We start from the raw sequence: 21,785 nt of genomic DNA on the forward strand, positions 1-21,785 counted from the left end.
ACCAGGCGGGCCGGGACAGCGAAGCACATATCGCTGTCCCGGCCTGATCGGCCGTCTTTTAAGGAGGGACGCTCACGATAAAATAACCAGATGGTGAATTCTTTACTTGAACGCTCAGGTAGAATCGGCAAAAGTAAGCGCGCTAACAATCCCTTCACCAAATCGTCTTCTTTTCGGGCCAGCGTCCGACCCATACATTTTGGAATTACTACCGTGAGCAGCGATGCGTCGATACGCGCGACGAAGCCTTTGGCTTCGCTTGCGCTTGTGAATGCGGCAGGCTGGGGCAAAGGCCTTTATACTCTGGTCCGCATTACCGTCATGGCCTTTCGTCACCCCTGGCAAGCGGGCCTCGCCATCGGCGCAACCCTTGTAGCATCCACATTCCAGCTTCTGATCCCGCGCCTACTCGGCCGGGCCGTGGACCACACGCAGGTTGCACTGACCGGCGGAGCGGCCGGCCAGATGGCCCAGGATGCGCTGCTGACGACGGCGCTGCTTCTGCTGGGCGCCAGCGTGTTGCGCGGCATCTTCACGATGATCCAGAACTATTACAGCGAGTCCGTGGGCCACCACATGGGTTACGAGCTACGGCTCGCCTGTTACGAGAAGATCCAGCGGCTCTCCTTCAGCTTTCACGACACGGTTCATTCGGGTGACCTGATCACCGTGGGCTTGCTCGATCTCGAAGGCGTGCGGATGTATTTCTCGACGGCGCTCGTGCGCGTCTTCCTGCTTTCGATGCTGATCGGCATCGGCGCCTACATGCTGATTTCGACTGATGCCGTTCTCGGCCTTTTGGCCCTGAGTTTCGTGCCTTTCGTCGGCTGGCGATCGTCCGTGACGCAGCTCCGGCTTCGGGCCACATGGCTGGACCTGCAAGAGCGGCTTTCGGTGCTCACCCGCATCATGGAGGAAAATCTCGGCGGCATCCGCGTCGTCCGTGCCTTTGCCGCTCAGGAGCACGAGCTTTCCAAATTCGAGACGGCGTCGAAGAATGCACTGGCGCTCGCGCACCAGCGGGTCGGTATTCGCGTTACCAGTACCAGCGCCATGACCTTCTCCTTCTTCGCCTCGATGGGACTCGTGCTGTGGGTCGGCGGCGAGAAGGTGATGGCGGGCGAGATCACCGTCGGCACTCTTGCCTCCTTCCTCACCTTCATGACCATCCTGCAGATGCCGGTGCGCCAGCTCGGTCTGATGGTCAATGCCTTTGCCCGTGCTTCGACCTGCGGCACGCGCCTCTTCAACCTGCTCGACCTCGAGATCGCCGTGTGCGATGCGCCTGATGCAAAAGAGTTGAAAGTGACGGAAGGTACGCTCCGCTTCGAGAATGTCGATTTTGCCTATCCGAGTTCGGAAATGCATCAGGTGCTGCACGGCATTACCTTCGAGGCAAAGCGCGGCGAAACGATCGGAATCGTCGGGCCGCCCGGCAGCGGCAAATCGACCATCGCGCATCTGATCCCGCGCTTTTACGATGTGACGAAGGGCCGGATCACCATCGACGGGCAGGATATCCGCAAGGCGACCCTGCAATCGCTTCGCCGCTCCGTTGCTGTCGTGCAGCAGGATTCATTTCTCTTCACGACGACCATCGAGAACAACATCGCCTATGGCGACCCGTGGGCGAAGGAGCAGCGGATCGAGCGGGCGAGCGAAAGCGCACAGCTGCACAACTACGTGCTTGGGCTGCCGACCGGTTACGGCACCGTGGTGGGCGAACGTGGCGTTTCACTTTCCGGGGGCCAGCGCCAGCGCCTGTCGATCGCCCGTGCGCTGATGCTCCGGCCGGCCGTCATGGTGTTCGACGATTCGACTGCCGCGATCGACGCGGCAACGGAGCAGCGTATCCGCACCGCGATGCGCAAATATGCCGCCGACCGCGTGACGATCATCGTTGCGCACCGGCTGAGCTCGCTGATGCATGCCGATCAGATCCTCTTCGTCGAGGACGGCCGCATCGTCGAGCGCGGCACGCACGAGGAACTGATCGCCGCCGGCGGCCGGTACAAGGCGCTCTACGACCTGCAGGTGCGGCCGGGCGACGACGCGCTGAGCGCGTAGTATTAAGCAGCGGCATGCGGTGCCGCCCCCTCATCCGCCCTTTCGGGCACCTTCTCCCCGAGGGGAGAAGGGGGAACGAGACGGCGCGGCATGTCCCTTCTCCCCAGCGGGGAGAAGGTGGCGGCAGCCGGATGAGGGGTGCGCGGGCACGCCGACAAATAAACCCGGGCAGCTGTGAGCTCGCCTCGGGACCAAGGAGTGTTACATGGCCGAAGAAATGGAAACCGAGCGCCCGGATCCGCGCGAGGACGGACGCCGCCCGCCGCGGGCCGTCGTCGGCTCGCATCGCGTCGAGGAGGAAATGTTCGGCAAGGCCTTCGACGGCAACATCATCAAGCGCATCTGGGCCTTCGTCGATCCCTATCGCGACAAGATCGTCTGGTCGGTCGCCGCCGTTTTGACGTTCACGGCGATGCAACTCCTCATCCCGCTGATCATCCGCTATGCGATCGACCATGGCATGCGGCAAGGCGGCAATTCGGCCGCACTTACATGGTCGATCATCGCTTTCCTCTGCGCCATCCTCGTCAACTATGCCGCCAGCTACGCGCAGGAAACACTGGTCGGCGGCGTGGCGGAAAACGTGCTCTTCGATATCCGCAAGGCGATGTTCTCGCATCTTCAGCGCGTCTCGCTGTCCTTCATGGACAAGACCGAGGTTGGCCGCTTGATGTCGCGCCTGCAGGGCGACGTGAACTCCATGCAGGAATTTCTCGAGACGTCGGTGCTTTCCGTCGGCGATATTGTGCTGCTCTTCGGCATCGTCGGCGTGATGCTTTACCTCGACTTCAAGCTCGGTCTGCTGACGCTTTCCGTCCTGCCCGTGCTTTTCGTCGTCCGCCTCTTCTGGCTGCCGCTCGCGCGCAAATCCTTCATGGCGGCGCACGAGACGAATTCGGTCGCGGCCGGTGCGCTCGCCGAAGCAATCCATGGCGTGCGCGCGGTCCAGAGCATGGACCGCCAGAGCGTCAATTTCACGCTCTATGACGACAAGGCGCATGCGAACCTGAAGACGCACCTGACGGCCGCCCGTTACGCCCAGGTGATGGTGCCGATCGTCGATTCCCTAACCGGCGTGGCGATGGCGCTGGTTATCGTCGTTGGCGGCGCGCGCGTCCTGAACCAGGCGCTGGACGTCGGCGTTCTCGTTGCCTTCCTCTTCTATATCCAGCGCTTCTTCGACCCGATCCGCTCGCTCACTCTGCAATATTCCGTCATGCAGCGCGCCATGGCTTCCGGCCAGCGCCTGACCGAGGTCCTCGACGTGGCCGTCGACATCAAGGATGCGCCGAACGCCAAGGTGCTTTCAAGGGACATGGATGGCTCGGTCGAATTCCGCGATGTCGTTTTCGGCTACAATCCAAAACATCCCATCCTCAAGACCGTCAGCTTCAAGGTAAATCCGGGCGAGACGGTTGCCCTCGTCGGGCCGACCGGTTCCGGCAAATCGAGCTGCATGTCGCTGATCCACCGGTTTTACGATGTGCAGCAGGGCCAGGTTCTGGTCGGCGGGCATGATGTTCGCGAGCTGACGCAGGATTCGCTCGGTGACCAGATTGCGATGGTGTTGCAGGAGCCGTTTCTGTTTACCGGCACGGTGTTCGAGAACATCCGCTACCACAAGACAGAGGCAACGCGCGAACAGGTGATCGAAGCGTCGAAGGCCGTCGGAGCGCACGACTTCATCATGCGGCTTCCGCAAGGCTACGACAGCATTCTCGGTGAGCGCGGCGGCAACCTCTCGCTCGGGCAGCGGCAGCTTCTGAGTTTCGCCCGCGCGCTCGTCGCTGACGCAAAGATCCTGGTCCTCGACGAGGCGACGGCGAACATCGACAGCTATACGGAAATGCTGATCCAGAAGGCGCTGGTGAAGCTTCTCGAAAACCGCACCGGCCTCGTCATCGCCCACCGGCTGGCGACGATCCGCGAAGCTGACCGGATCATCGTCCTGCAAAATGGCGAGCTCATCGAGAGCGGCAACCACCGCCAGCTGATGAAGAATGGCAAGCTCTATTCGCGGCTCTACAACTTGAACTACGCTTCGTTCGACGACATCCCGGAGGAAGTGTTGGAAGCCAATGAATTTGATCCAAAACGCGTGAGTTTGACCTAACCCCGCGGCCGCTATGTCTCCGAGCTCCCGATGGAGGCAGCCTATATCCATTTCGGCTACACCGAACACATGGTGATCCACATGTAGGGCTGAACTAATATCCCCGATCGGCGTGCAAGTCACACATCAAAAATTGGGCTTCAGCCGCTGCCACGCAGGTTCAGCATTAAAGCGAACGCGACGAATCGCATGAGCGGCGAAATCTCGTCGAAGGGTCGCTTTGCAGGGGCCGAGGAGCACGGCGTGATCACGCCGACACCTGCAGTCCCGCCCCTCACACAAATCCAATATGCTCGCCGAAGGGAACGGCATCGTCCAAATTTCCCGTTCCTATACGGACACTCTCTCCCGAGAGGCGTTCCTCATCAGTATTTGCTTCGTGGGGATGAATACGCGCGGCCGGATGATTGGTGTGCCGCTCCGAAGCCCGATCTTTTTCGCAAGAATCAGATTCAGGATCTTCCTTTCGTTTCGCGGCTGCGCGCTCCTCTTTCAATCGCTCGAAACCCGCAGTGATCTGCGCCTGCCGCTCCGCGACCAAGGCTCTGTCAGGTTCGGAGTCTATCGAGGTGCTGTGATTCGCGTGCGTGGCAGACGAAGGAGATACGGCTGATGTCGCGGCGACTTTGTCGACCATGAAGATCTTCCTCCAAAATGCTTGATCCGAGCAGCGCTGCCCGTCAATGGTAACGCCAGGGCAAACGCTGGCCGCTCGTATCTGGTTTACTCCCGCGGCTAAAACAAGAGAGCGCCAGGGTTCATCGTTTGACAAGCCGAGACCGGCGCGCCGGTGAGCATGGTCAGCGCCCCAGTGCATGTTTCACTGCACCGGCCGTGACCCATCTCAGGCGCCGCCGGCTCGGCTTAACGCGGCGGCGACCCGTGGGCCACGACCACGGGGCGAAGACCACGGACCGCAAAGATGCCTAGCCTACGCTGCTCCGGCTCCGCGGAGCGGCTCACCGAAGTGGCTAAAGCAAGAATGCCCGGCGAGATATCACAGTCGCCGGGCAGCGGGCGGTTCAGATTGCGTCGCGGCTGCCCATTGCACCATGCATCGAGATCGATCGCTCAGGGGCATTGAATACCGAAGTGGTGAGAAGAACAGCGACGCCGAGAACGCCGTAGTACCATCCGTCGATGCCGGTGAAATCGAACGCGAAGACCGCGCCAAGGAATACTATTCCAACTGCCCGATCGACCCAAAGGTGGATCGAATAGGGAATTATCTTGATGAGGCCGGTCGCATGGTCGGTCAGCAGGGGCAATATTAGCGCCGCGACCCCTGTGATGACGGAAAGCCACATGGCGACCGGACCACTTTGACCAAGCTTCAAAACGAACGGCGCGACCAGCAGGATAATCGCGACGGGATAGTCGATGAGGTAGGCGTGGATGGATTTGGTGACGAAACGGAACGGCATGGCGGGTCCTCCGGGCGGGGGTTGATAGGTCCTGATCGAATTCGCACCGTCGAAATACCGGCAGTCGTCGAGCCCAGATTAAGCTAGCCCTTCGGCTTGCCCGACGAGCGCCAGATTGCGTACGGTACCAGTTGAAGTTAGTCTTCCGCCGAATGGTTTAGAAATGACCGCTTGTTATCGTTTTCATTACATCATCCCGTGACGCTCAACTGCGCGCACTCATCGATCGGGAGCAGACACCTTGCCATAGGTCGACATCCACAAGTGCATCGCAGCGTATATCCGTCCTGAGCGCCAACTGATCCATCTCTCGCGCTCTGCTGCATCCGTTATGCGACGCGGTGCCCGGCGGCGGTGATGAAGCCAACTGCGGCCGCGGCGTCGCGGCTCGGCACCAGAAGATAGTTCCCGTTAAAAGTAGAGAGCGCGAGCACGCCGATGCCGTTCTCCGACACCGGCTTCACGACGGAGAGGACGCTGCCCGTCTCCCCGAACACGACCGGGTCGACCACCTTGAAGCAGGCCCACTCGCCTTCACTCTTCACGGTCGCGGGCACGCGCTCCCTCAAGCAGATCACAGACAACTCGTCTTCGCCACGGCTTATGTTGACGAAGCCCGCGCCGTCGCTCCAAGAGGGGATCGGCGCGAGCACAGGGAGCCGGGCGATCGTGTATTCCCCAAACAGTTTCTTCAGTTCGACTATAGCCACTCCGAAATCCTCTCGTCGCGTCAACGATATAACCCGTCCCCCCAGAAAACACTGTCCCCGCACAGTACGCTGCGTCCGGAAATCCAAAAGGCGTGTCTCAAACGCGGTAACATGCTCGCCAGACATGCATTTTAACTGCTCCCAGAGGTGTTGCGGTTTCCGCCGTTCGCACAGGCTGGAGGCCAACTCTTCATCAGCGCACCTCGATCATCGTCACTGCGAAACAGGCCTTCGGCGAATGGCCGTCCGCATTCGGCGACGCCAAAATGCCATCGACCGACGTATTCGCCTGATGAAGCAGATTTTACCAAGACGTGATCACTGCGCCCGTCACGGATGCTTGTCTGTGAATACAGAAGATCACAACCCGGCTTCCCTCGGAGCGACGTTCCCCGAAAAGGCCGTATGAACGGGACACGCGGAATGGAAGTGGACGCATCCATGTTTAGGAAAACAAGTCGATATTCAAATCCCAAGAGCTTCTAGATAGGTTGCAAGGGCGAAAGATCACTCACGCGGCTACGCAAGGAAGGCTGTGGCTCCGCTCTCCAATTCAGCGAGCAGCAATGTCAGTCGCGCGATTTCATCCTCGTGTTCCGCCACCCGTTGCGCGATGAGGGTCTCGTCCTGCTCGGCCGCCGCCAGCTCCCTCAACTGTCGCAACCCGTCTCGCGCAATGGAGATTCGCTCCTCGATTTCATTTATGGCATCGGTGACGTCGCTCATTGCCGGTCCTTCAGTTGACTATTTAGGCTGCGGACAGGCTACGCTTGCCCCAGTCATTTGGGAGGAGCATGGCGATGGCCGGCCCGCAATACCCACCTTAACCGGCCGACGCCGCGGCGGATCGCAGCGCCGGCACTCAGGTGGCAGTCACAAATGTCATTGCACCTGCGAAACCAGGGTATCCATTCGCTTTTTGGCCATCGGGGGCATTTTCGCCTGCCGCGCTGCAGCCTGGTTCACCGGCGTGTTGCCGACTTCGATTAGGCCGACCATTCCCATTCCGAAATGAGGCTGACAGCGATAACCGTAGAGGCCGGGCTCCTGAAAAGTTATATCCAAGGCCTTGGAAATGGCGCCCTTCAGCTCCGCCGCCCCATCCGGAAGCATGCCGGGTATCGTATTGACATTGTGCCCTTTATCGACCGGCTTGAAATGCACCGTGTCCCCCGGCTGAATATGCAGGAAGGCCGGCTCGAACGACATCGCCTGTCCGTCACTGCCCTTGTTCAACATTTTGACCTCGTACTCGGCGGCCCAGGCTCCCGCGGGAGTGAGGATCGAGAGCGCCAAAAGCACGGTGAAACTGAGGTTTTTCATTTTCGATTCCTTCGTTATTTGGGGTGGATAAACATGACTTGCTGAGGGCGGGTTTGAAGCGTTGCGGGACCGATCAGAAGACCGTTGCCATGGAAGAAGCGCGCGACCATTGCCGATCTTCCGACCGGTCCGAAAGAGCCGGAGTCAACGGTTCTGTCGACTACCGGCGATCGTACCGGACCGTCGGTGTGTTCATTGCAAGGAGTTCCTCGCTGAATGTGGGATGCACGGGCATGGTCGACATGAAGTCCGCCCGCGTCGCGCCGCTCTCCAATGCAATCGACAGGACTTGGATCATCTCGCTTGCGTCTTCGGCGAAGAGATGCACGCCGAGAATGCGGTCACTCTCACCGTCGACCACAAGCTTGAGCAGTGCGATCTCGCAGTCTCCGGTTACACCCGCCGCCAGCGGGCGGACGCGCGCTTTGTAGACGTCAACGACAGCGTATTGGGAGCGTGCCTCCAGTTCCGTTAGTCCGACCGTTCCAATCTCCGGGGTCGTGAATACGGCCGTCGGCACGTTGGCGTAGTCGACCCTCCAGGGCTTGCCCCCAAAGACGCTGTCGGCGAAGGCATGGCCTTCGCGGATCGCCACCGGCGTCAGCTTGAATTGGTTCGAGACATCGCCTACGGCAAAGATGTTGGGCACGCTGGTGCGCGAGCTCGCGCCGACGATGATTGCACCTTTCTCATCTGTCTTTACTCCAGCGCGGTCCAGTCCAAGCCCGATCGTGTTGGGCGCTCGCCCGAAGGCCATTAGCACCTGATCGGCATTGAGGCGCGCGCCCTGCTCCGTGACGACATCGATCGTGGCCGGCTTTTCTCCATCTCCGCCTGCCTTCCCGGGCGCCATGCGCTTGATGCTGTCACCCAGCAGCACCTTGATCCCGCGATTCGTGTAAGACGCCGTAATCGCTTGACGCACGTCTTCGTCGAAGCCGCGCAGGACGTTGCTTCCGCGGCACACGACCGTGACGTCACTGCCAAGTGCCTCGAACAATCCCGCGAACTCCATCGCAATATAGCCGGCACCACCGACGACAACGCGTCGCGGGAACTCCTTGAGGTCAAAGGCTTCGTCAGAGGTAATTCCCAACTCCATGCCCTCGAATGGCAGAAGCTCGGGCTTGGCGCCAGTCGCAATCAAGATGATGCCGGCGCGGACGCTGCGCCCGTCGGCGAGGCGCACCATGTGTGCGTCCTCCAGCGTCGCGCGCGAATGGACTACCTCTACGCCCGACTTGGATTGCCCCTGCGCGTACAAGCCCTCCAGACGAGCGATTTCCCTGTCCTTTGCCGCCACCAGCGAAGGCCAATCAAAACGGGGAAGCGAGATCTTCCAGCCGAAGTCCGCCGCCTCGTCGAGGGCGTCGCCAAAACGGCTCGCGTGGACAAAGAGTTTCTTGGGCACGCAGCCCCTGATGACGCATGTCCCGCCTAGGCGGGATTCCTCCGCGAGCATCACGCGCGCGCCGTGGCTTGCGGCGACGCGAGCCGCGCGAATCCCGCCGGATCCCCCGCCGATCACGAAAAGGTCAACGTCGAATTCGGACGACACGCCTTCTCGCGACGCGGGAATCTCTGCAGACAGTGAGGGGACTTCGAGCCCCTGTTCGGAGTCTAAGTTGTTCACGTTGGTTCCAATCGGTTCGTATCAAGTGCCGGCTAGCTATCCCCTTCGCATTCCGCATGAGATGGAGAAGCAGGTCATTCTCGGAGCGCCGCGCCTAGACGCGCGGCTTAGCCTCAGTCGAGTGGCGCGCAACCGCGGCGATCTTCTCGGGCAGGATGCCGAAAAAGGCGACGTCCAACCCGAGCGCCGCGACGAACAGGCTCTCGGCACCGCTGAGGTTATCGCGCAACTGTGTGCTGATCTCCCCAGCGGTCAGTTGCGATTCAACGAACCAAGTGCCGGTCCGAAACTCGACCACGTCCTCGCCGAGCCGCTCGAGCTCTCGCTGGATGTCGTTGTAGTTACACATGACTCCCCGATTGATATCGTACTGGAACAATACCAGGAAGGTTGTCCTCTCATTGTTTGACGGACGCATTTGGCGCCTCCTTTGATAAGGCCGTTTGTCCTGGCACCCTGTCTAACTTGCTGCCACCTGCAGGCGGGCCATGATTGCGCCTGCGGCGGCTTGGTGCGTTGAGAAGATGGGGGTTCGCGCCATGGGACTGGCCGGTCATCCGACCGCCATCCGACGCCGTTGACTAGCGTTGGCGCTCAAGAGTATCCGCCCGGGTGCTCCATATTAAGCCATCCGAGGTAGTCTCGCTTGCCAACACGCGCGCCGAGATGGCGAAGGATGTCGTGCGCCGTGGTGACGTGAAAGTAGAAGTCAGGGATCACTAGGTAAAAAATGTAATCAGCGCCACCGAACCAGCCACGCACAATAGGCGGCGTGAGCTGGTATGTACGAGATTCCGCTCCGCTGAGCTGTTCAGGCGTTATCGACTGCAGGAATGAGCGAACGCCTGTCACGCGGGCTTTGAGGGCGGCATAAGTCTGCTCCACGTTAGGGGGAGCAACGGGATCCTGGCCGATGAGAAACGACACGTGTCGTTCCACTTTGCTAGCGACGACGCTAAACTGCTCGCCGAAGGTCAGCATGTCGGGCGCAAGCCGCGCGCGCAACACTTCGCCGGACTGGAGGCCCTTTTCTTCCTCAAACGCCTTGCCGTGGTCGAGATAAGTATCCAGCACGGCAAACCCGTGCGCCATGCCGGGGATAATGGTGTCGAAGACACTGAAAGTCATTGCCTCATTCCTTCTGAAGTCATCGCCATCACCATCGTCCCCCGCAAAAGGGACATGTCGCGACAGTTCAAGCGAGAATCCTCTTTCGCTTGCGGGGTGTCGAAATGGTGAGACATCGAAAAATCCTCTAGGTGGCTTTCGCCGGTACCGCGGTGTGTTCGAGCACTCAGTGTAGGCTCGGCTGTGGGGGCCACGCCAATAACCGGTGGAGATGGTTTCCATTCCTGCCGCCAAGTTGACAGCAACGGGGCTATGCGAGACCCTGGGTCGATAACTCTGTCGGAAGCGGTCGGAAGCGCCCAGCGAGCAGATCTCGGGGGCGGCAACTTCATCGGGGCTTTTCCCCGGGAAAAGATCGGCGCGTGCAGAACAGGCAGAGAAATGGTTATCGGTTCCATTCCGACGTTTCATTGGCCCTGCTTCACCCGATCGGCTTTGCTGGAAATGCTGCCAGCCTCGGGGTTGTGCGTACCGTTGATATTGCGATCAGGTGAGAGCGAGAAGCCACCCCGTGGCTGCGTCGACGACACGCCAAACGAATGCCGGAGCTCGCATTACCGAACACTATCTCAAAAAAGGCTCAGACTATGCCAACTGATGTGACGAGCGGACAGCCCAAGAAATTTCCGGCCCCACGGGATCCGCTGCTGCGCGATATGGCTAACTGCATTCGGTTTATCGCAGCCGACGCCGTCCAGAACGCGAAGAGTGGACACCCGGGCATGCCAATGGGAATGGCAGACATCGCGACCGTGCTGTTCCGCGACTTCATGAAATTTGACCCGAAAGACCCTTCCTGGCCAGACCGGGACAGGTTCGTCATCTCCAATGGACACGGCTGCCTTCTGCTGTACAGCATCCTCTACCTGACGGGATACGAAGGCATCACGATGGAGGACATACGAAAGTTCCGACAGATCGGCAGCAAGACTGCGGGACACCCTGAGTACTGGCACATCCCGGGCATCGAGACGACGACGGGGCCGCTTGGCCAGGGTGTAGGGAATGCCGTCGGGTTTGCAATCGCGGAGCGCGTCCTCAACGCGACTTTCGGCGATGACCTGCAAGACCATTTTACGTACGTCTTCATGGGGGACGGCTGTCTGATGGAGGGCATCAGCCACGAGGCCATTTCGCTTGCGGGTCACCTGAAGCTCGGCAAGCTGATCGCGTTCTTCGACAACAATGCCGTCACGATCGACGGACCCACCTCGCTTGCCGTCTCCGACGACCAGGCGGCGCGGTTTGCCGCGTCAAACTGGCACGTCCAGGAAATTGACGGGCACGACACCGACGCAATCAGGGAGGCCATACGCAACGCTCAGGCGGTTACGGATCGTCCGTCGCTCATTTCATGCAAGACCGTCATCGGCTTCGGGTTCCCGACGATCTCCGGGACGCGCAAGGCGCATAGCGACACGCCGGGAGAGGACGAAGTCTCCGGTGCCCGTGAGCTTCTCGAATGGAATTCACAGCCCTTCGAGATTCCCGAGTCACTGATTGACGCGTGGCGCGCCGTGGGATCGAGGGGCGAGGCCACGCGGCAGCAATGGCTGAACCGATTGGAAGCCTCCCCCGTTCCTGTCAAAATCGAGTTCGAGCGTCGAATGCAAGGGGTGTTGCCCGCACAGTGGCGGACGGCGATCGCGCGAGCCCTCGACGAGATGAGCCTTGCGGATACCCCGATGGCAACCCGCAAGGCGAGCGGCTTGGTCCTTGAGCATTTGACCGCCGCGATGCCTGAACTGATCGGCGGATCAGCTGACTTGACCCCATCCAACAACGTGAAGACGAACAGCACGAAGGAAATTGCACCGGGGAAATTCTCTGGTTCGTACCTCCACTACGGCGTGCGTGAGCACGGCATGGCTGCAGCCATGAACGGGATGGCCCTGCACGGCGGCCTGCGACCTTACGGCGGGACGTTTCTGGCATTCTCGGATTATTGCAGACCCAGCATCCGGTTGGCCGCGATGATGCGCGCACCCACGGTATTCGTGATGACGCACGACTCGATTGGCCTCGGCGAGGACGGCCCGACGCACCAGCCTGTCGAGCAACTGAGCGCCGTCAGAGTCATTCCGCACCTTGCCGTGTTCCGGCCCGCCGACGGCATCGAAACAGCTGAGTGCTGGCAAGCGATCCTCGAGCGTAACGAGGGCCCATCGCTGATCGCGCTCTCCAGGCAGGCCCTGCCGCCGATCCGCCGTGACCATTCGCAGGGGAACAAGTCGGCGAAGGGGGCGTATGTGATTCTGGAAGCGGACGGTGAGGAGCCCATAGTAACGCTCCTTGCCGCGGGGTCGGAGCTACATCTGGCGATCGAGTCCCATGAGATCCTTCAAGAGGAGGGAGTGCCTACTCGCGTAGTCTCCATGCCCTGCAGACTGCTATTCGAGCAGCAACCCGAGGAGTACAGGCGCGCTGTCTTGGGAAGTACCGGGATCAGGGTAGCAGTAGAGGCGGGCATCCGGGACTCCTGGGACAGGTATCTCGGCGAAAGCGGTTACTTTGTCGGCCTCACCGAATTCGGTGCGTCGGGCAAGGCGACAGACGTTTTCGAGAGATTCGGCATCACGACCGAAGCCATTGTGCGAATGGCCCACCACGGCATCTCCGAACGCAAGCTGTGAGTGCCCCATGCGTCGCGGTGCGGCACTCCGATTGTGCCTCCCGCGACAGCATGTGCCATTGCCGGCATCGAGGACCTCTAATTGGAGCGTTAAGAGTATCCCTCGAGAGCGCGCAGCGCTGCGCGTCGACAAGACACTAAGGACGCGATGCACTATTACGCCTCTCGCTCGGCGGCGTTGTCGTCAAAGCTCGCTTTTTCGCGCGCCAACAACGTGGTCTGCCTTGAATGACCCCATCTGTATCGTGAGCCCGACTGCGCATTGTCGTCGACGACCCGATGGCAGGGCACTATGACGGCCAACTCGTTCGCCGCGCACGCGAGGCCAACCTCGCGCACGGCGGTTGGCGCACCGACTTGCCGCGCGATGGCGGCGTAGGTTGACGTCTCGCCGATGGGAATGTCCCTGATGATCTCCCAGACGCGGTGCTGGAATCGAGAACCACGCAAGTCGAGCGGCACATTCAGCCCGCGAGAAGGGCGTTCGATGAAGTGCACGACACGCATTGCGAGCTCGTCCTCCGGCCAATGCCCAGGCTGCACGTCGGCCAGCGGAAACCGCTCCAGCAGAAGCTTGGTCAGGGGAACAGCGTCGGCACCCAGCAGGACCGTAACGACCCCTTTCTCGCTCGTAGCCAGCAGCAGCGCTCCGAGCGAGCTGTGGGTGAAGACATAGCGTATTGGCTCAGTTGTAGTGCGATCTTCCGGATAACCTGTCATGACGTGGCAGGCGTCACCGTTGATGTATTCGGGCCGGTTTGGCATCGGCGTTTTCCAATTGATTATTGACGTACGAAGGCCGCGGGCCGAAGCCGGGGCCTTCAATGGGGAGTATGGTCAGACCTGACCAGAAGTAACGTTGATGTCGTCGCCCGAAGGGGATCGAGAGACGGAAGCGAGCCGAGGGTTGCCGCCTGGAACTCATTGAAATCGCCTTCAAGGCTGTAGCGAATGGAAAAGAACCGGGCCCGAATTGATCTCGGGTAGTCGGGGACCCAAAATCGTCCCACAATGGCCCTCGACTAGCTCGCGTCGCTTGCGGATCGCCTGCACGCAATGTGTCATGAACGCGTATATTCGTCCTGACTTGCGGATATCCGGATGGGTCAGCAGCCACAGCTCATCGTTGAGCTCCGGCTCCACTGCCCCAACGCGTATAAGATCCGGCGTGATATCTCCAACCATGCAGGGCAGGTATCCGACTCCAAGCCCCGCAACGATCGCCGCTGCGGCACCGGCAACTGAATCGGTCCGGTAGGCGATGTTGTCGTGATGTACCCGCTCCTCAATGAATTTGGACGCTTTGAGGCCAGAGAGATTTCCCGCGTAGGAAACCCATTGGCAATCAAACAGCTCGCCGGTGTCGCGCCAAGACGGAGCGGAGTTGGGAAGGCGGGCATAGGGCGCCCAGGCAATCGTTGCGACTTTCCGGCCAAACAGATTTTCAGGCGGGTTTTCAGTGGCCCTGACCGCGATATCGGATTCTCCTCGCGCCAGATTCAACGGACTGTTTCCAACGGTCACCTCCACCCGAATCGAGGGATTGAGCACCTTGAACTCGGCGATCATTGGTGTGAGAAAGTGCAAGAGAAGGAAATCGCTTGTCGTGATACGTAAATCGCCGACATGGCCCTGGACATGACCGGTGACGCGGCGGGCCACACTCACGACGTCCAGTTCGACCCGCTCTGCGAGCGCTAGCAATTCGTCGCCCTCTGCAGTCGTCACATATCCGGTTCGTCGCCGATCGAAGAGGGTTACGCTCAGCGTTTCCTCGACCTTGGCCAATCGACGCGCGATGGTCGAACTGTTGATGCCGAGCATTTCGGCGGCCGAGGACAGGGCTCCGCACTTGCCGATCGCGTGTACCACGCGAAGATCGTCCCATGAAAGCTTGGAGAAAGACTCGCTCATGGTTCTCCTTTGTTCAATTGTGGCGGGCTCTCGTTCGCCGGCGATACAATGAGCCACGCTACGCGACGCCTTCGATCACAAGCTTCCTTCCGTTGAACTCCACGCTCTCGCCGGCCCGAGCTCCTTCGATTGCCTCGAAAATCGGGGCCATTGTGGAAATCCCCATGACCTCTTGGCCATCGCATGTGAATTTGCTGGTGGAGACGGCGATGACGAAGTATCGACCAGAAAGCCGCACGAGCGCTCCTTCAGTAACAGTCGACTTTGGCCCGAAGTCGATCTCTCTCAACTTGTCGAGCTTATCGGTATGATCGTGAAGGGTATCGTCGAGAGCTTCGGAAAGATCACTGGCGATTTCCGCCTGGGCCTGCTCATCGTTTTCGATCGGTTCGCTTCGGTCGAGCCGTGCATCAGCAATATAGTCGAAGTATTTTTCGCGGGTGCTTTTAAGGGCTACACCCTCAAGCGAAAGCATCGTCTCTTTGATAATGTTCTTATCCATCGTTTCCTCCTTGAGGAGCCTCGTTCCTCGCAATAGGTCTGGCTCCTGAAGCTTTCCAAGCATCGGTTACGACCGCCGGAGCATCTCATTCGTTATCGGGAACTTCATTGTCCGGTAGCAGCTAAGCCGACGGGCGCTCAGACCGGGCCATCATACTCGCCACGCGCCGGATAATCTTTGGTGATGGCAAAGTCGATCGCCTGCAGCAATTCCGAGAACACCGGACGCGCGAACGGCATAGTTTGAACCGCACCGTAATACAAAGTACCGTCCGGTCGAACGAGGAACACGCCTGGCTCCGAAAATAGCGGTGGCTCTTCGACGTTAATCGATGACTTTCCACGCGATGAGGAAATATAGAGTCCCCATTGGCGGGCAACCGGGAGCGGCAGCGAATATCCGAATCGCAGGTTGGTGCCGACCTTGCGCGCCATTTCCTGAGCGCGCTCGTGATCGTCAGAGCTGACGGCGATGACCTTTGTGCCGCGACGCTCATATTCGGGGATCAGCGATTCCAGGTCCCGCAGATACTTGAGGCAGACCGGGCAATGGAGACCGCGATAAAAGGATATCAACGTAAATAGCTTCGGTGCGTCGGCAGCGAGATCAAAGTCGCCATGAGCAAGGGTCGGCACGCGCAGTTCGGGAACTGGTCGACGAGGCAGCAGCATTCTCTTCTCCGTAGTTATCGCTTGGGTACGTTCTCAGTTCGAGCATTAGGGGTGACATGCGCCGTGCATGATGCCGGTCGTTGACTTCACTGCGGTTCAGACCTGCGCGACGTGCGCAAACGCCCATAACCCAGCCACTCGCAACCTGGGGCGAGACTACGTCGATGCCCTTTCGCTGGGAAATGTCCGACTGTTATGGTTTCTATTCCCGCGCGTTACGGTGCGGATGGCGTCGCCGCGACGATGGTTTCTGTGCCTGTCGGGGTACAGGGCCGATCGCGTCCGCGATTTCTGCGCTGTGCGTTTCCAGTGTCGGGGCATCGACGCTGACTTCGCGGAGCATTCCTACCGGTTATGGATACGATAGCTTTACCCGAATGGTCGCCGAATTTATTTTCTGAACGTACCGCTGGGATAGACGCGGCACTGAGATCTCCCACGAAGACCGAAGACCAAATCTTACTATGTGCCAGCGACGCGTCCGCCGCGCGGGCGAGGAGCAGAGCCATTAAAACCGTAGAACCGGAAATCGACAACATGGAGCCCACTGAGCATGAACTGCTCGCCGAATTGCGGCGGCTGCGCCGGTCATTGCGCTTTCATCCGGCCGACCTGGGCGATCCGATGGAGCCGCTTTCAGTCGGTCAACGCGTTGCGGACTCGGTTGCAAGCGTCATGGGCTCCTGGAAGTTTATCATTGTCCAGACCGTCCTCCTCGTTGCATGGATTTCGATCAACCTCGTCGCCGCGGCGAGGAGTTGGGACCCCTATCCGTTCATCCTGTTGAACCTGGCGCTCTCATTTCAAGCCGCCTATGCTGCGCCGATCATCATGATGAGTCAGAACAGGCAGCAAGATATCGACCGAAGAGCGGCCGAAAACGACTATAAGATCAACGTCAAGGCCGAACTAGAAATCGAGCTCTTGCATGAGAAGATAGATGAGCTTCGAGCGCAGGAGGTGCTTCGACTGTCCGAGGCCGTTAGCTCTCTGACTGATCTACTTCTGCAGACGAGGCAGTCTGGCCGAACAGGCTTTGCCGGAGCCGTCGAACAAGAGGACGCCACTTCATAGCCGGCACTTCAACACTGCCGCAACCAAGCATCAGCGCTATTTGATGCCCAAGATCAGGCTCGCTTGATAGCGAGCCGCAGACTCAGCTGACTCCCGATCTTAGCGAACAGCACCGGACTTCCGCGCGCTAGTCTTTTTTGCGTCCCCAGTGCCCGGAAATCATGCACTTGTGGGGCATTCGCTCCGATTCACTACGGGTTTGACGCGGCCAATCGAAACCCCAAGACAAAGTCTCTCACTTTTTCCGCGGACATCTCGCATGGTTTGAGAGATGCGTTGCCCGATCCCAGACGATATAGGTTGAAACTGACAATGTCTGTTCCGGCCAATTCTCGCGCAAACAGACTGTTACGTCGTCCATCGTCGGATCGGCGAAGGCTCACACCATAGCGCCGTCCCTCGTAGATCCCTTCGCTGTAGCCCTCAGGGAGTGCTCCTAGCGCCGCCTCGAAATCAACACTTTCCATCCAGCTAACGCTCCCTTTCGACGTGCGAAGCATATGTTTGCACCGCCCGTCGTTTTTTGCGCGCCACCTAGATGGCATCGATTCCATAACCACAGGTCCCTAGACCATCGAATTTCGCAGTCGTATTTTCGGACGTCTGCAAAGAAATTCGAAAGATGACCACATACCACACACAGGAAGGCGGACGATGAAGGCAATCGTGGTAACGGATCAGGCTGCTGGAACGGGCGGGATGAAGCTGATGCAGCGGCCCGAGCCGCAGGCAGCGATAAACGACGTCGTCGTTCAGATTCATGCGTCGGGATTCGTGCCTACCGAGCTGACGTGGCCCTCGACCTGGACCGATCGCCGCGACCGTGACCGAACACCATCGATCCCCGGCCACGAGCTCGCCGGAGTGGTCACGGCCCTCGGCTATGGCACGACGGGACTGTCGGTCGGACAGCGTGTGTTCGGCCTCGCCGACTGGCATCGCGACGGCACCCTGGCGGAGTTTGTGGCGATCGAGGCACGCAACCTTGCGCCGCTGCCGGGCGACGTCGACTTCACGGTGGGCGCCAGCCTGCCGATCTCGGGCCTGACGGCATGGCAGGGACTGTTCCAGCACGGCCGTCTTCAGGCGGGGCAGAGCGTTCTCGCGCACGGCGCGGCCGGCGCAGTCGGGACGATGGTGACGCAGCTCGCGCGTGAGGCCGGCGCCTATGTCATCGGCACCGGACGCGCCGCCGACCGTCAGAAGGTCCTCGACTTCGGCGCGCAGGAGTTCGTCGACCTCGACAATGACGTCCTCGAAGACATCGGCGCAGTCGATCTGGTCTTCGACGTCATTGGCGGCGACATCCAGAAGCGGTCCGCAGGCTTGATTCGAGCCGGAGGAACGCTGGTGACCATCGTCGGGCCAGCCGAGGCGCGGCCTGCCGACGGCCTTGCGGTCGATTTCGTTGTCGAGTCCGATCGTGCTCAACTGAGTGAGATCGTCCAGCGGGTGCGGGACGGACGACTGCGGACGAACATCGGCAACATCGCGACCTTTGACGAAGCCGTCGCCGCTTTCAATCCGACCGAGCGGCGCACGGGAAAGACGGTCATCCGCGTTCGTCCGTGAGGACTTGGCGAGGGCGAGCAGTTCCGCCCTCCTCGTTGATGATCGTCGCTGGTTGGTCCAGTCCGGCGCCGGTGAAGCGGCGCAACATGAAATCGACTAGGCCGGCGCGTTTCGGAAAGCGATCGTAACTGGGTCCAACCGCATGTGATGCCGACTGCTTTTGGACGCTTGAACACGGCTTCGGGATTCCTCTGACGCGAGCTTGCTTTAACCTCGTGTTGGATCGCGACCTTCAGTCTTCGGTAGTCGGTGCAAAACTCTTGAGAGGCCTTGCAATGAAAACTTCGCAGCTCTTCCAGACGGCGCTAGAGCCAGATGACCTTCAGACTTTCTTTCACGACGTTCGTCAGACCAGCGAAAGACTGGGTGAACCACTTTCGGATGCCGATGCGACAGTACAGTCCATGCCCGACGCGAGTCCGGCTAAATGGCACCTCGCACATACGACCTGGTTCTTCGAGGCGATGGTGCTCAAGCCGTTTGTCCCGGCGTACAAAACCTTTGATGAGGATTTCAACTTTCTCTTCAACTCGTATTACGAAACGCTCGGGGCGCGGCAGCCACGGCCGCGACGTGGGATGATCACACGGCCGGCGTTGAGCCACATCCTGGACTATCGGAAGCATGTCGACGATGCCCTCGATGCGTTACTGCGCACGAGCCCAGGCCGGCGCGTTGCAGAGCTGGTCGAGCTCGGCTGTCATCATGAGCAGCAACATCAGGAACTCTTGCTCACCGACATCTTGCATCTCTTCGCTCAGAATCCACTTCATCCGGCTTATCGTGATCCTGGGCCTGTCACCGTGGAGACTGCTGTTCTACCTCCGCTCTCCTTCACCGAGTTCGACGAGGCGATCGTTGAGATTGGCCATGGATCCGTTGGATTCGCCTACGATAGCGAAGGTCCGCGACATCGCGCCCTGGTCGAACCTTTCCGGCTCGCCAATCGCCTTGTCACGAATGCCGAGTGGGCGGACTTCATCGATGACGGCGGCTATAAGAAATCGCTCCTATGGCTGTCAGAGGGTTGGGCAAAAGTGCAGGCCGAAGGATGGTCCCAACCTCTCTACTGGGAGGAGCGCGGCGGACAAAACTGGACGATGACGCTCAGAGGTTTCCAACCCCTCGATCCCACCGCGCCGGTCACTCACATAAGCTACTTTGAGGCGGACGCGTTCGCGACATGGTCCGGAAAGCGACTTCCAACGGAGGTCGAGTGGGAAACCGCGGCTCAGGGGATCGCGATCGAGGGCAATTTCCTCGACACGCATCGTCTTCGTCCCAAGCCGGCATCACCTCATGTTGGTGGTCTTCAACAGATGTTCGGGGATGTCTGGGAGTGGACCCGCAGCGCGTTCTTGCCATATCCGCGGTTTCGCACGGTAGAGGGCGCTGTTGGCGAGTACAACGGCAAATTCATGTCAGGCCAATTCGTGCTTCGCGGGGGCTCCTGCGTAACCCCGCCAGGGCATATGCGCGCGAGCTACCGAAACTTCTTCCCCGGGCATGCTCGATGGCAGTTTTCGGGGCTGAGGCTCGCTGAGGACGCGTAAAAGGCCGGCGAGCCGAGACGTGTTGATCCAATCTGAAGGAGACACCCATGACCAAACAACAGATCGTTCCCGCCATGGAAGTGATCGGCGCCGACGGCGTCCATGTAGGCACCGTCGACGCTATTGTCGATGGCCGCATCAAACTGACAAAGCGCGATAGTGGTGAGGGCAGTCACAAGGGGCACGATCATTTTATCGATCTCGGCTTGGTCGCCATCGTGGAGGGCAAGCAAGTCCGCCTTTCGGCGAACGCAGCCGTAGCCATCACCTTCGAGGAAGAGAAATCACGTAACCCGGTTTGACCGCGCATTCGCGAACGACGGTTTCCGGGGCCGACGACGGGCTCGCACCAAAACCGACGGCGCGGAAAGGAAATGAACATGACATCAAAACTTGAACAGTTGCGCACGATGTCGACGATTGTCGCCGATACCGGTGATCTGGAGGCCGTCAGCGCGGCTGAAGCCAGTGGATTGCACCACGAACCCGACCATCGTCCTCAAAGCCATAGAAAGCGAGCCTTACAAGGAGGTCGTCCAAGAAGCGCTGTCATGGGGACGTAAGTGTAGCGGCGACCCGTCGCGCATTGCGGCAGCTACCGCAGATCGCTTGGCGATTTCTGTCGGGATCGAGCTTTTGCGCCGCGTGCCCGGATACGTCTCGACGGAAGTTGACGCCAACCTCTCCTTCAATGTCGCGGCCTCAATCGCTAAGGCTCGCCAAATCATAGCCGACTACGAGCAACGCGGTGTCCAGCGCGACCGGGTGCTTATCAAGCTCGCCGCGACGTGGGAAGGGATACGCGCAGCCGAGATCCTGCAGCGGGAGGGCGTGTCGTGCAACATGACGCTCTTGCTGAACCGCGCACAGGCCATCGCGAGCGCCGATGCCGGGGCATTCCTGATCTCGCCGTTCGTAGGGCGCATTTATGACTGGCACAAGAAAGCCGAAGGCAGGGATTTCACGGCCAAGGAAGACCCAGGTGTCCGATCCGTTCGTGACATCTACAATCATTTCAAGACCGAAGGCATTGAAACGATCGTCATGGCCGCATCATTCAGGAATATCGGTCAAATTCAGGCACTTGCCGGCTGCGACCGACTTACGATCGCGCCAAATCTCCTGGATGCCCTGGAATCGAACAGCGATCACCTTGAGAGAGCACTTTCGCCCGGCGCGCATCCCGAGCAACCGCTGCGGCAGCCGGCGGATGCCATTTGCCACTGGTTTGTCAGCGAGGACGCGGTCGACATCAAGCATCCGGCGCCTAATGCGCCGATCGATGAGGTGACCTTCCGCTGGATCATGAACGAAGATGCGATGGCAACCGAGAAATTGGCCGAGGGCATCCGCATATTCGCACGAGACCTGCAGGAACTGCGCACCCGAATTGGCAGGCAGCTCCAATAGTCGGCCTTAGGACGTTCCATAAGGCGACGACCGCCCCAACCGAACGGTTTCAGCCCGGG

The 21,785-nt window shown here is 59.8% G+C and carries 19 protein-coding genes and 3 pseudogenes; 10 read left to right on the forward strand and 12 right to left on the reverse strand.

Going from position 1 to position 21,785, the window contains the following annotated elements:
* Positions 1-213: 213 nt before the first annotated feature.
* Positions 214-2,067, forward strand: coding sequence for an ABC transporter ATP-binding protein (locus HGP14_RS29390; protein WP_168833387.1), 1,854 nt, complete (start codon positions 214-216; stop codon positions 2,065-2,067).
* Positions 2,068-2,272: 205 nt separating this feature from the next.
* A complete protein-coding gene (locus HGP14_RS29395) occupies positions 2,273-4,180 on the forward strand; it encodes an ABC transporter ATP-binding protein (protein WP_168833388.1) in 1,908 nt (635 codons plus the stop codon).
* Positions 4,181-4,454: 274 nt separating this feature from the next.
* On the opposite strand, the gene HGP14_RS29400 is transcribed toward HGP14_RS29395, so the two are convergent.
* From HGP14_RS29400 to HGP14_RS29410, 3 genes are all read right to left on the reverse strand, one after another.
* Positions 4,455-4,817, reverse strand: coding sequence for a hypothetical protein (locus HGP14_RS29400; RefSeq protein ID WP_168833389.1), 363 nt, complete (start codon positions 4,815-4,817; stop codon positions 4,455-4,457).
* 385 nt (positions 4,818-5,202) lie between these two features.
* Positions 5,203-5,604: a hypothetical protein gene (locus HGP14_RS29405; protein ID WP_168833390.1), complete on the reverse strand. Its 402-nt coding sequence runs from the start codon at positions 5,602-5,604 to the stop codon at positions 5,203-5,205.
* Positions 5,605-5,933: 329 nt separating this feature from the next.
* Positions 5,934-6,314, reverse strand: a complete 381-nt coding sequence (locus HGP14_RS29410; protein ID WP_312862216.1) for an ACT domain-containing protein — start codon at positions 6,312-6,314, stop codon at positions 5,934-5,936.
* Between the two features lie 150 nt (positions 6,315-6,464).
* Here HGP14_RS29410 and HGP14_RS35840 point away from each other — a divergent pair.
* Positions 6,465-6,583 (forward strand): annotated as a pseudogene (locus tag HGP14_RS35840) (IS21-like element helper ATPase IstB); the annotation flags it as partial.
* Positions 6,584-6,833: 250 nt separating this feature from the next.
* On the opposite strand, the gene HGP14_RS29415 reads toward HGP14_RS35840, so the two are convergent.
* Together HGP14_RS29415 and HGP14_RS29420 are read right to left on the reverse strand one after the other, a co-directional pair.
* On the reverse strand, positions 6,834-7,040 hold the full coding sequence (locus HGP14_RS29415) for a hypothetical protein (protein WP_168833392.1): 207 nt from the start codon (positions 7,038-7,040) through the stop codon (positions 6,834-6,836).
* Positions 7,041-7,196: 156 nt separating this feature from the next.
* A complete protein-coding gene (locus HGP14_RS29420) occupies positions 7,197-7,637 on the reverse strand; it encodes a pseudoazurin (protein ID WP_168833393.1) in 441 nt (146 codons plus the stop codon).
* Positions 7,638-7,675: 38 nt separating this feature from the next.
* On the opposite strand from HGP14_RS29420, the pseudogene HGP14_RS36810 reads away from it, so the two are divergent.
* Positions 7,676-7,799: pseudogene (locus HGP14_RS36810) on the forward strand (IS481 family transposase); the annotation flags it as partial.
* On the opposite strand, the gene gorA reads toward HGP14_RS36810, so the two are convergent.
* The 3 genes from gorA to HGP14_RS29440 form a co-directional block, all read right to left on the reverse strand.
* Positions 7,798-9,195, reverse strand: a complete 1,398-nt coding sequence (gorA, locus tag HGP14_RS29430) for a glutathione-disulfide reductase (RefSeq protein ID WP_168833440.1) — start codon at positions 9,193-9,195, stop codon at positions 7,798-7,800. The pseudogene HGP14_RS36810 and the gene gorA sit on opposite strands and share 2 nt — an antisense overlap.
* Before the next feature lie 169 nt (positions 9,196-9,364).
* Positions 9,365-9,688 (reverse strand): hypothetical protein, encoded by a 324-nt coding sequence (locus tag HGP14_RS29435; RefSeq protein ID WP_168833394.1) that lies wholly within the window; start codon positions 9,686-9,688, stop codon positions 9,365-9,367.
* A gap of 176 nt (positions 9,689-9,864) precedes the next feature.
* Positions 9,865-10,398 (reverse strand): DUF1993 family protein, encoded by a 534-nt coding sequence (locus HGP14_RS29440; RefSeq protein WP_168833395.1) that lies wholly within the window; start codon positions 10,396-10,398, stop codon positions 9,865-9,867.
* Between the two features lie 587 nt (positions 10,399-10,985).
* Here HGP14_RS29440 and tkt point away from each other — a divergent pair.
* On the forward strand, positions 10,986-13,031 hold the full coding sequence (gene tkt / locus HGP14_RS29445; RefSeq protein WP_168833396.1) for a transketolase: 2,046 nt from the start codon (positions 10,986-10,988) through the stop codon (positions 13,029-13,031).
* Positions 13,032-13,186: 155 nt separating this feature from the next.
* On the opposite strand, the gene HGP14_RS29450 is transcribed toward tkt, so the two are convergent.
* The 4 genes from HGP14_RS29450 to HGP14_RS29465 all read right to left on the reverse strand — a co-directional run bounded on the left by HGP14_RS29450 (position 13,187) and on the right by HGP14_RS29465 (position 16,117).
* A complete protein-coding gene (locus HGP14_RS29450) occupies positions 13,187-13,795 on the reverse strand; it encodes a methylated-DNA--[protein]-cysteine S-methyltransferase (protein ID WP_168833397.1) in 609 nt (202 codons plus the stop codon).
* A 171-nt stretch (positions 13,796-13,966) separates the two neighbouring features.
* Positions 13,967-14,944, reverse strand: coding sequence for a LysR family transcriptional regulator (locus tag HGP14_RS29455; RefSeq protein ID WP_168833441.1), 978 nt, complete (start codon positions 14,942-14,944; stop codon positions 13,967-13,969).
* 58 nt (positions 14,945-15,002) lie between these two features.
* A complete protein-coding gene (locus tag HGP14_RS29460; RefSeq protein ID WP_168833398.1) occupies positions 15,003-15,446 on the reverse strand; it encodes a hypothetical protein in 444 nt (147 codons plus the stop codon).
* Positions 15,447-15,583: 137 nt separating this feature from the next.
* On the reverse strand, positions 15,584-16,117 hold the full coding sequence (locus tag HGP14_RS29465; protein WP_168833399.1) for a peroxiredoxin-like family protein: 534 nt from the start codon (positions 16,115-16,117) through the stop codon (positions 15,584-15,586).
* A 354-nt stretch (positions 16,118-16,471) separates the two neighbouring features.
* On the opposite strand from HGP14_RS29465, the gene HGP14_RS29470 reads away from it, so the two are divergent.
* From HGP14_RS29470 to HGP14_RS29495, 5 genes and pseudogenes are all read left to right on the forward strand, one after another.
* Entirely contained in the window at positions 16,472-17,191 is a 720-nt protein-coding gene (locus HGP14_RS29470) for a DUF1003 domain-containing protein (RefSeq protein WP_246704659.1), read from the forward strand.
* A gap of 654 nt (positions 17,192-17,845) precedes the next feature.
* Positions 17,846-18,763 (forward strand): NADP-dependent oxidoreductase, encoded by a 918-nt coding sequence (locus HGP14_RS29480; protein ID WP_168833401.1) that lies wholly within the window; start codon positions 17,846-17,848, stop codon positions 18,761-18,763.
* Positions 18,764-19,038: 275 nt separating this feature from the next.
* Positions 19,039-20,316 carry an ergothioneine biosynthesis protein EgtB gene (gene egtB / locus HGP14_RS29485; RefSeq protein ID WP_168833443.1) on the forward strand — a complete coding sequence of 426 codons (1,278 nt, stop codon included), beginning with the start codon at positions 19,039-19,041 and terminating at the stop codon, positions 20,314-20,316.
* Between the two features lie 47 nt (positions 20,317-20,363).
* Positions 20,364-20,618, forward strand: coding sequence for a DUF2171 domain-containing protein (locus HGP14_RS29490; protein ID WP_168833402.1), 255 nt, complete (start codon positions 20,364-20,366; stop codon positions 20,616-20,618).
* 78 nt (positions 20,619-20,696) lie between these two features.
* Positions 20,697-21,726 (forward strand): annotated as a pseudogene (locus HGP14_RS29495) (transaldolase).
* The last annotated feature ends 59 nt before the right edge of the window (positions 21,727-21,785 follow it).

The organism is Rhizobium sp. P32RR-XVIII, assembly GCF_012641395.1.
Lineage (GTDB): Bacteria > Pseudomonadota > Alphaproteobacteria > Rhizobiales > Rhizobiaceae > Rhizobium.

Coding starts and splice junctions, on each gene's coding strand:
- HGP14_RS29420 (WP_168833393.1), bottom strand. CDS start 7,637: ATGAAAAACCTCAGTTTCACCGTGCTTTTGGCGCTCTCGATCCTCACT.
- HGP14_RS29470 (WP_246704659.1), top strand. CDS start 16,472: ATGGATACGATAGCTTTACCCGAATGGTCGCCGAATTTATTTTCTGAA.
- egtB (WP_168833443.1), top strand. CDS start 19,039: ATGAAAACTTCGCAGCTCTTCCAGACGGCGCTAGAGCCAGATGACCTT.
- HGP14_RS29465 (WP_168833399.1), bottom strand. CDS start 16,117: ATGCTGCTGCCTCGTCGACCAGTTCCCGAACTGCGCGTGCCGACCCTT.
- HGP14_RS29395 (WP_168833388.1), top strand. CDS start 2,273: ATGGCCGAAGAAATGGAAACCGAGCGCCCGGATCCGCGCGAGGACGGA.
- HGP14_RS29415 (WP_168833392.1), bottom strand. CDS start 7,040: ATGAGCGACGTCACCGATGCCATAAATGAAATCGAGGAGCGAATCTCC.
- HGP14_RS29480 (WP_168833401.1), top strand. CDS start 17,846: ATGAAGGCAATCGTGGTAACGGATCAGGCTGCTGGAACGGGCGGGATG.
- tkt (WP_168833396.1), top strand. CDS start 10,986: ATGCCAACTGATGTGACGAGCGGACAGCCCAAGAAATTTCCGGCCCCA.
- HGP14_RS29490 (WP_168833402.1), top strand. CDS start 20,364: ATGACCAAACAACAGATCGTTCCCGCCATGGAAGTGATCGGCGCCGAC.
- HGP14_RS29455 (WP_168833441.1), bottom strand. CDS start 14,944: ATGAGCGAGTCTTTCTCCAAGCTTTCATGGGACGATCTTCGCGTGGTA.
- HGP14_RS29460 (WP_168833398.1), bottom strand. CDS start 15,446: ATGGATAAGAACATTATCAAAGAGACGATGCTTTCGCTTGAGGGTGTA.
- HGP14_RS29440 (WP_168833395.1), bottom strand. CDS start 10,398: ATGACTTTCAGTGTCTTCGACACCATTATCCCCGGCATGGCGCACGGG.
- HGP14_RS29405 (WP_168833390.1), bottom strand. CDS start 5,604: ATGCCGTTCCGTTTCGTCACCAAATCCATCCACGCCTACCTCATCGAC.
- HGP14_RS29450 (WP_168833397.1), bottom strand. CDS start 13,795: ATGCCAAACCGGCCCGAATACATCAACGGTGACGCCTGCCACGTCATG.
- HGP14_RS29400 (WP_168833389.1), bottom strand. CDS start 4,817: ATGGTCGACAAAGTCGCCGCGACATCAGCCGTATCTCCTTCGTCTGCC.
- HGP14_RS29435 (WP_168833394.1), bottom strand. CDS start 9,688: ATGCGTCCGTCAAACAATGAGAGGACAACCTTCCTGGTATTGTTCCAG.